This window comes from Kribbella polygonati, from assembly GCF_050320105.1.
Classification (GTDB): Bacteria; Actinomycetota; Actinomycetes; order Propionibacteriales; family Kribbellaceae; genus Kribbella.
In genome coordinates, this window is the sequence record NZ_CP190129.1 from 3,155,299 (window position 1) to 3,167,542 (window position 12,244).

Here is a 12,244-nt window from a genome sequence, read left to right on the forward strand (position 1 = left end):
CAAGAGCACGTCGACAGCAAAGTCATGGGGTGCTCGCCGGGCCGCCCGATCTGGCGGTCGCCTTCAGCGAGACCGACGGGCGGCTCGTAGTCACCTAGCGGATGTGCCGCCGCCACCGTGTGCAGGAGATTGGCTCTTCATACTTAGGACGTAGCACCCGTCTGCGCACTGGTGTCGGAATGAGAGATTTCCACAGCCGAACGGGAACGACGACCGCCAGCTACCCCCAAATCTGTGGATAACAAATCCCCTTGAAAATAAGGGGTTCTCGGCTTTGAAAACTGTCGGAGCCACCGGCTACAGTCATCGGCATGGACATTCTCGGCGGACGGACAGTGGTTGCTATCGGCAACCACGAGGTGCTGCCTGCCCTGGACGAGGTCCGTGCCGAGATCGCCCGCCTGCGATCCGTCGAGTTGCAACTCATCGCGCGCTGCGAGGCCGACGGCCTGCCCGAGGAAGTCGGCGCCCGCGACACCGTCGAACTCCTCACCGTCCGCCACCGCCGCGACCGCGCGGAAGTCTGGCGCGACGTCCGCCTGGCCCGCGCCCTCCCGAGGTACCAGGCCGTGAACACCGCCCTCACCGACGGCATCCAGTCGACCGACGGCACCGTCCACCAAATGCAGACCGGCCACGCCGCCGCGATCATCACCGAACTCGAACGCGTCCGCGCCCGCGTCCCCGTCGAAACCCTCGACGTCACCGAACACCAACTGGTCGGCCTCGTCCCCACCCACACCCCGCAAGAACTCCGCACCGCCGCCAAACACCTATGCGACCGGATCGACGCCGACGGCCCCGAACCCGACGAACACAGAGCCTACGCCCGCGAATCCCTCACCCTGAGCACCGCCGAGAACGGCGTGAAGATCCGCGGCTACCTGGCCAACGAGAACGCCGACCTCCTGCGCGCGATCGTGCATGCCGGTGCCCGCCCCCACAAGACCGTCGACGGCGAGCACGACCCCCGCCCCCGCGACAAACGCCAGGCCGACGCCCTCACCACCGCGCTCACGGTCGCCTCGAACGCCTGGGACACCGACACCGCCGGCCACGGCGCCAAAGCCAACATCACCGTCACCATCGACCTCGACGACCTCAAGTCAGCCACCGCCCACGCCACCGGCCAAACCGTCTACAGCGACGACCTCTCCGCCGCCACCATCCGACGCCTGGCCTGCGACGCGAACGTCATCCCCCTCGTCCTCGGCTCCAACTCCGAACCCCTCGACGTCGGCCGCCGCGAACGCCTCGTCACCCGACACATCCGCCACGCCCTCATCGCCCGCGACCGAGGCTGCGTCGTCTGCGCAGCACCCCCGGTCATGTGCGACGCCCACCACCTCACCTCCTGGCTCGACGGCGGACCCACAGCCCTCAACAACCTGACCCTCTTGTGCCGCCGTCACCACGTAGACCTCCACAACGGCCGCTGGCACATCACCATCACCAACGGCAAGGTCCAGGTAGCCCGCCCCACCTGGGCCGACACCACCGCCGTACGTGCCGCCCAACCACCGGACACAAACCTCCCCCAACCCGCAGAAACAGGTTCGGCCCAACCAGCTGATACGCGTCCCACGCAACCCGCACGGGCGGACTCTGCCCAGCGAGCGGGTGGATGCCTCGCACGATCGACCGGTGTCGGCTCCACCCGAGCTGCGGACTCATCCCCGCTCCAACCTGCAAGGGCGAAGCCTGTCCAACCTACGCGTGGATCCCTCGCGCGACCTGCAGGCAAGAGGTCTGCCCAACCTACGGGAGAACCCTTCGCGCGACCTGCACGGGAGAGGTCTGCCCACCCTACGGGTACGCATCTCGGGCCACCCGCAGGTGCTGACTCCACCCGAGCTGCAGCGGCGGAGCCTGCCCGATCTACGGATGACATCCTCGCGCGACCTGCACGGGAAAGGTCTGCCCAACCCACGGGTACGCATCTCGAGCCACCCGCAGGCCCTGACTCCACCCGAGCTGCAGCGGCGGAGCCTGCCCGATCTACGGATGACATCCTCGCGCGACCTGCACGGGAAAGGTCTGCCCAACCCACGGGTACCCATCTCGGGCCACCCGCAGGCGCTGACTCCACCCGAGTAGCAGCGGCGGAGCCTGCCCGATCTACGGATGACGTCCTCGCGCGACCTGTGGGAGCGGACTCTGCCCGGCGTGCAGGTGCGTATCCCGCGCGACTCGCGGGAGCTGGCTCCAGCCGGCCTGCGGCTGCAACGTCCGTTCGATCGGAGCAGTCGTCCGGTGGAGTGGCGCATACGCCTGAGCCGCCGGGTGCCGTGCCCGCCTGGTCTGAGCGGTCCGACAGCAGACCCAGACCCGTCGAACCCAACGAGCCGCCAGCCGACCTCTGGGGCGATACGGCCGTGCCTGTTGCGCGGAGGAGTCGGTGGAAGGCTGATGAAGCCACCCTGACTGATGCGGCTCGTTTCGCGGTGTGGGGCGAGCGTGCGCCGACCGGACCCATGACCGATCCGCCGCCCTTCGTCACCATCGAGTTGGGTTCCGGCTGACGGCGGACCGGTGTGCCCGCGATTCTTGTGCCGAGCGCGAGGGCTTCACCGCTCCAGACGGCTGCGCGACGAACTGCTCGGCGACGCGCCGTTCGACAACGAACGGCTCCGCGACACGCGAGCGTCGTCGAGCAGTCCCGGAGTGCTGGGCATGCTGTTCGTCAGCCAGCGCCGCGGCCGAGGGGCGGCAGTTGGAGGAGTCCGACGGCTTCGTGGTGCTGTCGTCGATGGTGGTCAAGAGCCGTACTGCGATCCCGGTGGCCGGACAGCGGCCTGTGGGCGGGCAAGCTCGACGGCTTGCCGGGCGCGCCGCAGCAACTGCTGGCTTGGGTTGTGGTCTCGCGGTACGCGAGGCGCGCCGGGCCGGCGTTGTCGAGGAGTCGTGCGGTCGTGGGCACACTGTTCGTCAGCTGGCGCCCGGCGCGAGGAGCGTCAGTTGGAGTCAGCTAGCGCCGGGTCCGAGGTGCGGCAGTTGGAGCAGTCCGACGGCTTCGTGATGTTGTTGTCGATGGTGGTCAGCGGGCGTACTGCGATCCCGGTGGCCGGACAGCGGCCTGTGGGCGGGTGAGCTCGACGGCTTGCGGGCGGGGCGGCGCGGGTGCCGAGGTGGGAGCGTGTGGGCGGGCCGCTGCGGTAGTTGGGTCGTGGGCTCGCTGTCTGTGCGGCGGGCTAACAGGTAGCGAGTCTTGCTCTGGTTGCGGTCATGGCCCGACGTGTTGTGCCTCAGCCGAGACCGGGGCCTCGCGGTTCGACTGGGCCGGCGCCGGTGGCGGAGGCGTCGACGGCTGGATTGAGGGCCTTTGGAGGTCCGTGCTTGGCGCAGGAGGTTCGACGGCTGCGTCGGCGGGTTGCTGGTCGAAGTCGGTGGATTCGGACGCTAGCTTCGGCTGCGGTCGTGGCGGGCGGTGTTGGGGCATACTCCGTGGCGATCGGATTCCTGGCTTGGTTGTGGAGGGGTTGTTCGGTGTGAGGCGGGTGGTTTTGCATTCGGGGGTGGTGCTGGATGTTGGGTCGGGTGAGGTGCGTGCCGCGGATGTGGTGATTGGTGACGGGCGGATTGTCGACGTCGGGGTCGGGTTGGACGGGGACGACGGGGTTGATTGCGCCGGGGCGCTCGTGGTGCCTGGGTTTGTGGATTGTCATACGCATGTGTGTTTCGGGCCGCCGGGGATGGATGCCTTGCGGGTGCCGCGGTCGGCTCGGGTGTTGTCGGCGGTTCCGGCGATGCGGACGTTGCTGCGGCTTGGGGTGACGACGGCGCGGGACGCGTGGGGTACGGACGTGGGGGTGCGGCTCGCGGTCGCGAGTGGGTGGATCGAGGGGCCTGATCTGCGGCTGAGTCTGCGGCAGGTCGGTACGACGGGGGCGATCGGAGACCTGTGGGCGCCGCGTACGGGGACGCTGGACTTCTACGGCGACCCGTCGCTGCCGGAGCCGATCTTCGACGGGGCGGACGCGGGGCGGGCCGTCGTACGGCGGATGGTGCGGGCGGGGGCGGACTGGATCAAGGTGACGGCGGGCGGATCGCTCGCGGCCGGGACCGGCGTACACGATCTGCACCTGACGTTCGACGAGTTGGCGGCGGTGGTGGACGAGGCCGCGCGGCGTGGTGGGCGGCGGGTGATGGTGCACGCGCACGGGGCCCGGGCGGCGGAACTGGCGGCGCGGGCCGGCGCGGCGAGTGTTGAGCATGGGACGTACCTGGATGCTGCCGCCGTGGAGGCGATGGCCGCGCACGACACGTGGTACGTGCCTACCTTGTCGGTGACACAGTCCGATCCGGAACACGCGCCGGATGGTGCGGCTGAGGCGCACCGGGCGTCGATGCGGTTGGCGATCGACGCGGGCGTGCGGATCGCGATGGGTACGGACAATCCGGTGCGCCCGTACTCGGAGGCGTTGTGGGAGCTGCGGCATCTGTCCGCGGCCGGTCTCGGTGAGGTGGGGGCGTTCCGCGCGGCGACGATCGACGCGGCGCGGTTGCTCGGGCTGGCGGACGATCGGGGCGAGATCGCGGCGGGCAAGCGGGCGGATCTGGTCGTCCTGGACGGTACGACGCTCGACTGCGCCGCTGTGGCGGAGCGGATCCGACGGGTGTTTCGCGACGGGGTCGAGGTGGGGCGTTGACTCTCACACAGTGTCCGGCGGATCTGGTGGTGCTGGACGGTACGACGCTGGACTGCACCGCTGTCGAGGAGCGGATCCGGCGGGTGTTTCGCGACGGGTCGAGGTGGGGCGTTGACTCTCACACGGTGTCCGGCGGATCTGGTCGTGCTGGACGGTACGACGCTGGATTGCACCGCTGTCGACCAACGGATCCGGCGGGTGTTTCGCGACGGGGTCGAGGTGGGGCGTTGACTCTCACACAGTGTCCGGCGGATCTGGTGGTGCTGGACGGTACGACGCTCGACTGCGCCGCTGTCGAGGAGCGGATCCGGCGGGTGTTTCGCGACGGGGTTGAGGTGGGGCGTTGACTCTCACACGGTGTCAGACCGTAGACAGTCCGCATGTTCACAGCTGGAGAGATCGCGGAGCGCATTCGTACGGGTCGAACGACGTCGTGGGAGGTCACCGAGGACCTGCTCGACCGGATCGCGGCTGACACCGAGGTCAACGCAGTCGTCGAGGTACGCCGAGAGCACGCACTAGCCGCAGCAGCTGCCGCCGACGCACAGCTGACGCACACGGCGCACACGGCGCACACGGCGCACACGGCGCACACGGCGCACACGGCGCACACAACACCCGCATCACACACGGCAGGCACAGCACCCGCGGCGCGCACCGCGCACACGATGCCCACAGCAGGCACGGTGCCCACAGCAGGCACGGTACCTACAGCACATGCAGTGCCCGCGGGCCGCGCCGCGGAGGGAAGGCCTGCGGTTCAGGAGCTTGGTCCGTTGCACGGGGTGCCGGTTACGGTGAAGGACTGCTTCGACGTGGCGGGCATGCATACGACCTGGGGCAACCCCGCATTCGCCGGTTTCGTCGCGGACGAGGACGCGGTGATCGTGCAGCGGTTGGAGCGGGCCGGGGCGCACGTTGTCGGAAAGACGAATGTTCACACGATGCTCGGTGACTTCGGGCAGACCGTGAACGAGGTGTACGGGCGGACCAACAACCCGGCCGACCTGACCCGCACCCCTGGCGGCTCCTCGGGTGGAGCGGCGGCCGCGCTTGCCGCTGGGCTCACGTATCTCGAGTTCGGCTCCGACCTGGTCGGGTCGATCCGGCTGCCGGCGGCGTACTGCGGCGTCTACGGACTGAAACCGACCAACGGACTCGTCCCAGAACGCGGCTTCCAGGTGCCCGGTACGCCGTACATCCCCAGCGAACTGCCCAGATTGTCAACCATCGGACCGCTCGCCCGCTCCGCCGCCGACCTGCGGATCGCCCTCCGCGCAACCGCCGGCCCGGAAGCGCCGTACTCGTACAACCTCGCCGCCCCAAGGCACCGGGACCTCAAGGATTTCCGCGTCGGCATCGTCACCGACCACCCCGCCGCGCCTGTGACGAGCGATGTCGGTGACGCACTCTCCGACACAATCGACCGCCTCGCCGCGGCCGGAGCGAAGATTGTCGACGGTTGGCCGGCCGGCGTCGACCCGAACGAACAGGCCGAGGAGTTCGGCCGCCAGGTGGAACTGTTCTTCGCGCTCCACGGCGGTGAGCCGACCACCATGACCGTCGACCAACTCCTCACCACCGAACGCCACCGCCTCGCCGCCCGGGCGAACTGGCAGCAGTACTTCGACGACGTCGACGTGTTCCTGTGCCCGACGAGCTTCACGGTCGCGTTCCCGCACGGTTCGACGACGATCGACGGGCGCCCGTACGAAGCGCAGGTGTTCTGGATCGCGCATGCCTCCCTCACCGGCCATCCCGCGCTCAGCATGCCGATCGGCAGTACGGCGACCGGGCTCCCGACCGCGGCGCAGGTCATCGGCCCGTGGCACCAGGACGACACCGCGATCATGTTCGCCGAGCTCCTCGCCCAACACCTCGGATCCCGCTAGCGAACTGGTTGACTGTCGGCATGTTCGCAATCGGCGAGTTCGCACGGCACGGCCGGGTGTCGGTCCGGATGCTGCGGCACTACGACGCGATCGGGCTGCTGCGGCCGGCGTACGTCGACCCCGCGACCGGGTACCGCAGCTACACCGCCGCCCAGCTCGCCGACCTGAACCGGATCGTCGCGCTGAAGGACCTCGGCTTCTCGCTCGAACAGGTCGGCACGATGATTGCCGACAATCCGACGCCGGCCGAACTCCGCGCGATGCTCACGCTGCGCCGCGCGCAACTGGAGAGCACCTTAGCCGAGAGCTACGCCCGGCTCGCCCAGGTCGAGGCGCGGCTCCGCGGCCTGGAGACGGACGTCCCGGCCAAGGACATCGTGGTCAAGGAACTGCCCGCCGTACGGCTCGTCGGCCTGACCGCGACCGCGGCGAGCTTCACCCCGGACGACATCACGCCCGTGGTGCACCCGCTCTGTGCGGAGCTGGGCCGCCGCCTGCCGCACGCCGCCGTGCGACCGGCCGGCCGCCTCACCTGCCTGTACGAGCAGCAGACAGACATCGTCGTACGGGCGACTGTCCCCGCCGCGGTCGATGCCGAAGGCAACCTCAACGGACTCGACGTCATCGACCTACCGGCGACGCCGGCGGCAACGCTCGTCCACCGCGGCCCCATCGACCAGGTTCTCCCGTCCTGGCAGGCGCTCGCCCGCTGGCTCGAGGACAACGGCCGGCGTGCCGCGGAGCCGGCCCGCGAGCTCTACCTCGACACCCCGGAGAACCCGCAGGACTGGGTCACCGAGCTGCAGCAACCGTTCACAGCCGGCTGAACGACAGCGTCTCCCCGCGCGCGCCGCCCATCCACAGGTCCTGGCACGCCGCGGCGAACTCCTCGAGATTCTCGGTGACCGCCCCGAACACGTTCCCAGGCACCCACCCCTGATCACCGTTGATCAGCAGGTTGTTCCGCCCGTAGAACACGGCAAGGTCGACAATCGCGCCGGTGGTCCCGGTGCCGGTCGTGTTCTCGTAGCCGTACGCCGGATTCCCGAGATCGTCGGAGTCGAACGAGAACCAGCACAGGTCCCCCGGGATCGGCGTGATCGTCGTGTTCTCCTTCCCCGGGTCGGCCGCGAACCCGGGCAGCAACGTGTAGATCTCGTTCCGCGCGTACTTCCCGTGGAACACCGGCGCCGACAGCGGCAGCGCGTCCCACACCGCCGCGCAGGTCCGCGGCGCGACGTCGTCGAGCAGCGTCGCCACGCAACTCGCGCCGCGCTTGTCCAGGCTGACCGTGATCTGCTTCATCGTGCCTCCAAGCTCGGGGTACGCCGGTGCCAGTCGGTCGCGGCCTGATACGCCTCGCCGACCCGCAGCGTCAGATTGTCGGCATGCCGGCGGCAGACGATCTGCAGTCCGACCGGCAGACCGGCCTTGGTCAACCCGCACGGCACGGTCAGCGCCGGCTGCTGGGTGAGGTTGAACGGATACGTGTACGGCGTCCAGTCCGTCCAGTCGGGCGACGCCGACCCGTCCGGGACGTCCTGCCCGACCGGGAACGCCGTGATCGGCAGCGTCGGCGTGACGAGTACGTCGTACCGCTGGTGGAACCGCCCCATCAGCGTGCCGAGCTCCATCCGGACCGCGGTCGCGTCGAGGAAGTCCGACGCCGTGTACGCCGCGCCCAGTTCGGCGACCCGGCGCAGCCCGGGATCAACCCGATCGTTGACGACATGACCGGACAGCACCTTGGCCGCTCCGGACCACCAGAGCACGTTGAACGCGTCGATCGGGTCCGCGAACCCGGGGTCGACCTCGGTCACCTCGGCGCCGAGCCCGGCGAGCACCCCGACCGCCGAGCGCACCAGCGCCTCGACCTCAGGATCGTTCTCGACGAACCCGAGATCCGCCGAGAACCCGATCCGCAGACCCGCGATCCCGTCGTCCAGTCCGTCCAGGAACGACCGGCCGGGCGTCGGCATCGCCGACCAGTCCCGCGGGTCGTACCCGGTCACCACGTCGAGCAACGCCGCCGCGTCCCGCACGGTCCGCGTCATCGGCCCCGCGTGCGACAACGTCCCGAAGGCGCTCGGCGGGAACAGCGGGATCAGCCCGTACGTCGGCTTCAACGCGACCGTGCCGGTGAACGCCGCCGGGATCCGCACCGAGCCGCCGCCGTCGGTGCCCAGCGACCACACGCCCATCCCGAGCCCGACCGCGGTCGCGGAGCCGCCGCTCGAACCGCCCGAGGTCTTCGCCGGATCCCACGGGTTGCCGGTCGCGCCGTACGTGAAGGAGTCGGTGACGCCCTTCCACGAGTACTCCGGGGTGGTCGTCTTGCCGAGGATGACGGCGCCGGTCTCGCGCAGCCGGGCGACCGACGGCGCGTCCTCGGCCCACGGCCCGGCCGGGTCGATCATCGTGCTGCCGCGCAGTGTCGGCCAGCCTTTGGTCCACAACGCGTCCTTGATCGACGTCGGCACCCCGTCGCCGGGGCCGAGCGGCCGGCCGGCGCGCCAGCGGCCCTCCGACTCCTTCGCCGCGGCCAGCGCACCCTCGGCATCGACCAGGACGAACGCGTTCACCTGCTCGTCGTACCGGTCGATCGCGTCCAGCGCGGCCTGCGTCGCGTCGACCGGGGACAGCGCCCCGGTCCGGTAGCCCTCGACCAACTCGGTTGCCTGAGTCATCGATCTCCTGTCGGAATGTAGCCAAGCTTCTTGTCGACGATGTTCAGCAGCGGTTCGCCGGCCAGCCAGCGGCGTGCGTTGTCCGCGAACTGGGCCGCGAGCGTGTCCCGCCAGCCGACCACGTCGCCGGACATGTGCGCGGTGACCGTCACGTTCGGCGCCGACCAGAGCGGATGGTCCGGCGACAGCGGCTCGCGGTCGAACACGTCCAGGGTGGCCGCGAGGTGCCCGGCGGCCACGGCGTCGAGCAGCGCACCTTCGTCCACAATCGGGCCGCGGGCAACGTTGACCAGGTGCGATCCCGGCCGCATCGCCGCCAGTACGCCGGCATCGACCAGCCCCCGGGTCGCCGCGGTCAACGGCGCCGCGAGCACCACGTGATCGGCCCAGCCGACCTCGGCGGACAGATTGCCGCTGGCAACGATCTCGCCGAAGTCCGGGTCGTCCGCCCGCGCGACCCGGCCGGCGCCCCGCACCTGCAGCCCGGCCGCGGTGAGCAGCCGGGCCGTCGCCCGGCCGATCGCCCCGGTGCCGACGACGAGCGCCTTCGCGCCGAGCACGCTCCGGGTCTCGCGGTGCTGCCAGCGGTGCTCGCGCTGCAGGTCGAAACTGCGCCGGCTGTCCTTGGCGTGCGCGATCACCGCACCCAGCACGTACTCGGCGATCGGCCGGTCGAACACCCCGTGCGCGTTGGTGACCACAACGGCCGAGTCCCGTAGTTCGTCGAAGAGCAGCGTGTCGACGCCTGCCGCCGTGACGTGGATCCACTCGAGCGATCCGGCGCCGGACCAGACATCGCGGACCGCGGTCGAGAAGAAGTCCCAGAGCAGGAGTGCCCGCGCACCTTCGACCGCAGGCGCCAACCCGTCGGCGGCGCAGTACCGGAAGTCGATCGGCAGGCCGTCCAGGCCCGGCGGGCGGTCCGTCGCCCGCTCGCAGAGCACCGCGACGACTGGGCGTTCCACGGGGGCCGGCACAGCTCCGAGGCTAGGAACTCGTTGGTAGGATTGTCAACAATCTACCCGGGGCCGCACACTGACTCGCATGAGCACGCGTCCCCTCACCAACCCGATGCCGGCAGCGGTCCCACCGCTGCTCCAGACCGGCATCGGTGTCGTCGCGCCGTACGACTTCGCGCTCGACCGGGAGCTCTGGCGCTGGGTGCCCGACGATGTCACCCTGCACCTCACCCGGACGCCGTACGCCCCGATGGCGGCCACCGTCGAGATGGCGTTGCACATCTCGGATCCGGGACTCGTCGCGCGGACGACGTACAACGTCCTCCCGGTCGCCCCGCTGGCCGTCGCGTATGCGTGCACCTTCGGCAGTTTCGTCGGCGGGCTCACCGGTGAGCTCGCGCTCGTGGACGCCATGGTCGGCGCCGGCGCCCCGGCCGCGGTGACCACCAGCGGTGCGCTGCTGCTCGCGCTCCGGCGGCTCGGGATCAACCGGGTCGCGACGGTCACGCCGTACACGAACGACCTGACCGCGGGCCTGTCCGCGTACCTCGCCGAGGCCGGGATCGAGGTGGTCGCGACGGCCGGGCTCGGGCTGATCGCGCAGATCTGGGCGGTGCCCTACGAGACGACGGTCGAGCTCGTGCGGGCTGTCGACAATCCTACGGTCGAGGCGATCTTCATCAGCTGCACCAACCTGCCGACGTACGACGTGATCGCCGGGCTGGAGGCGGCGCTCGGCAAGCCGGTGCTGACCGCGAACCAGGTCACCATGTGGGCGGTCCTGGAACTCGTCGGTCGCATCGGCATCGGTCCCGGCCAGCGCCTGCTGACGGCGAGTTGCCCATGAGCGAACCGGGAAGAGGCGAGTCCGTGTCCGACCTGCTGGAGCAGGCGGTCGAGCCCGCCGAGTACGCCGGCCGGCTGGCCCGGGTCCGCGCCGTCCTGGCCGAACGCGGCCTCGGCGCGCTGGTGGTCAGCGATCCCGCGAACCTCTTCTATCTGACCGGGTACGACGCGTGGTCGTTCTACACACCCCAGTGCCTGCTGGTCCCGGCCGACGGCGAGGTGCGGCTGTTCGCGCGGGCGATGGACGCGGCCGGGGCGTCGTACACCTGCAACCTGCGCGCCGACCAGATCCACGGTTACCCCGAGCAGCTGGTGCACCGGCCGGACGTCCATCCGTACGACTGGATCGCGGACGTCTGCCGCGACCTCGTGCCGGCCGGCGCCGACGTCGCGGTCGAGGCGGACGCGCACTACTTCACGCCGCGCGGGTACCTTGCCCTCGGCAACGGGCTGCCCGGCCGCCGGCTGGTCGACTCGGCCGAGCTGGTGAACTGGGTCCGGCTGGTGAAGTCCGAGCACGAGCTCCGCCAGCTGCGGATCGCCGGCCGGATCGCCGAGCAGGCGATGCGGATCGCGCTCGACCAGCTCCGGCCCGGCCGGCGGCAGTGCGACCTGGTCGCCGAGATCCTCGCCGCGCAGGCCACCGGCACGCCGGAGCACGGCGGCGACTACCCGGCGATCGTGCCGATGCTGCCGACCGGGAACGCGGCCGGTACGCCGCACCTGACCTGGACCGACCGCCCGTTCCGCAGCGGCGAGGCGACCACCGTCGAACTGGCCGGCGTCTTCGGCCGGTACCACGCCCCGCTCGCCCGGACGATCATGCTCGGCGACCCGCCGCGGCGGCTCCGGGAGACCGCGAAGATCGTCGCCGACGGCATGCGTGCCGCCTTGTCGGCGATCCGGCCGGGTGTCACCGGCGGCGCCGTGCATGCCGCGTTCGACGACGTGATCGCCGCGCACGGCCTGGTGAAGGAATCCCGGATCGGGTACTCGATCGGTATCGGGTACCCGCCCGACTGGGGCGAACGCACCGTCAGCCTGCGCCCCGAGGAGACCACCGTGCTGACCGCGGGAATGGCGTTCCACGTCATCCTCGGGATGTGGATGGACGGCTGGGGCTACGAGTTGTCCGAGCCCGTGGTGGTCACCGCCGACGGAGTGGAACGACTGACCGGTCTGTCCCACGAACTGACGATCAGGAGGTAAGC

Annotated in this window: 10 protein-coding genes; 7 read left to right on the forward strand and 3 right to left on the reverse strand. The window is 70.3% G+C overall.

Annotated features, from left to right (window positions below):
• Positions 1-311 precede the first annotated feature (311 nt).
• From ACQHIV_RS15075 to ACQHIV_RS15095, 5 genes are all read left to right on the forward strand, one after another.
• Positions 312-2,522: a DUF222 domain-containing protein gene (locus tag ACQHIV_RS15075; RefSeq protein WP_427894740.1), complete on the forward strand. Its 2,211-nt coding sequence runs from the start codon at positions 312-314 to the stop codon at positions 2,520-2,522.
• Positions 2,523-2,958: 436 nt separating this feature from the next.
• The gene (locus tag ACQHIV_RS15080) at positions 2,959-3,090 is read left to right on the forward strand and encodes a hypothetical protein (protein WP_427894742.1); all 132 of its coding nucleotides are present in this window, start codon (positions 2,959-2,961) and stop codon (positions 3,088-3,090) included.
• Between the two features lie 551 nt (positions 3,091-3,641).
• Positions 3,642-4,649: an amidohydrolase family protein gene (locus ACQHIV_RS15085; protein ID WP_427896500.1), complete on the forward strand. Its 1,008-nt coding sequence runs from the start codon at positions 3,642-3,644 to the stop codon at positions 4,647-4,649.
• Positions 4,650-5,029: 380 nt separating this feature from the next.
• Positions 5,030-6,541, forward strand: coding sequence for an amidase family protein (locus tag ACQHIV_RS15090; RefSeq protein ID WP_427894743.1), 1,512 nt, complete (start codon positions 5,030-5,032; stop codon positions 6,539-6,541).
• Between the two features lie 20 nt (positions 6,542-6,561).
• Positions 6,562-7,368, forward strand: a complete 807-nt coding sequence (locus ACQHIV_RS15095) for a MerR family transcriptional regulator (protein WP_427894745.1) — start codon at positions 6,562-6,564, stop codon at positions 7,366-7,368.
• Here the strand turns inward: ACQHIV_RS15095 and ACQHIV_RS15100 are convergent.
• The 3 genes from ACQHIV_RS15100 to ACQHIV_RS15110 are packed head-to-tail and all read right to left on the reverse strand — an operon-like array spanning position 7,355 to position 10,205.
• Positions 7,355-7,846, reverse strand: coding sequence for a DUF3830 family protein (locus ACQHIV_RS15100; RefSeq protein WP_427894746.1), 492 nt, complete (start codon positions 7,844-7,846; stop codon positions 7,355-7,357). The two genes, ACQHIV_RS15095 and ACQHIV_RS15100, sit on opposite strands and share 14 nt — an antisense overlap.
• Entirely contained in the window at positions 7,843-9,228 is a 1,386-nt protein-coding gene (locus ACQHIV_RS15105) for an amidase (RefSeq protein ID WP_427894748.1), read from the reverse strand. Before ACQHIV_RS15105 ends, ACQHIV_RS15100 begins: the two co-directional genes overlap by 4 nt.
• The gene (locus ACQHIV_RS15110; RefSeq protein WP_427894750.1) at positions 9,225-10,205 is read right to left on the reverse strand and encodes a D-2-hydroxyacid dehydrogenase; all 981 of its coding nucleotides are present in this window, start codon (positions 10,203-10,205) and stop codon (positions 9,225-9,227) included. The genes ACQHIV_RS15105 and ACQHIV_RS15110 overlap by 4 nt, the downstream gene beginning before the upstream one ends.
• A 67-nt stretch (positions 10,206-10,272) precedes the next feature.
• Here ACQHIV_RS15110 and ACQHIV_RS15115 point away from each other — a divergent pair, with 67 nt between their 5' ends.
• Positions 10,273-11,034, forward strand: a complete 762-nt coding sequence (locus ACQHIV_RS15115) for a maleate cis-trans isomerase family protein (RefSeq protein ID WP_427894751.1) — start codon at positions 10,273-10,275, stop codon at positions 11,032-11,034.
• Positions 11,035-11,057: 23 nt separating this feature from the next.
• Positions 11,058-12,242 (forward strand): M24 family metallopeptidase, encoded by a 1,185-nt coding sequence (locus ACQHIV_RS15120; RefSeq protein ID WP_427894753.1) that lies wholly within the window; start codon positions 11,058-11,060, stop codon positions 12,240-12,242.
• The last annotated feature ends 2 nt before the right edge of the window (positions 12,243-12,244 follow it).

Excerpts from the sequence above, each read along its gene's own strand:
- ACQHIV_RS15075 (WP_427894740.1), top strand. The coding sequence starts at position 312 with ATGGACATTCTCGGCGGACGGACAGTGGTTGCTATCGGCAACCACGAG.
- ACQHIV_RS15090 (WP_427894743.1), top strand. The coding sequence starts at position 5,030 with ATGTTCACAGCTGGAGAGATCGCGGAGCGCATTCGTACGGGTCGAACG.
- ACQHIV_RS15095 (WP_427894745.1), top strand. The coding sequence starts at position 6,562 with ATGTTCGCAATCGGCGAGTTCGCACGGCACGGCCGGGTGTCGGTCCGG.
- ACQHIV_RS15100 (WP_427894746.1), bottom strand. The coding sequence starts at position 7,846 with ATGAAGCAGATCACGGTCAGCCTGGACAAGCGCGGCGCGAGTTGCGTG.
- ACQHIV_RS15105 (WP_427894748.1), bottom strand. The coding sequence starts at position 9,228 with ATGACTCAGGCAACCGAGTTGGTCGAGGGCTACCGGACCGGGGCGCTG.
- ACQHIV_RS15115 (WP_427894751.1), top strand. The coding sequence starts at position 10,273 with ATGAGCACGCGTCCCCTCACCAACCCGATGCCGGCAGCGGTCCCACCG.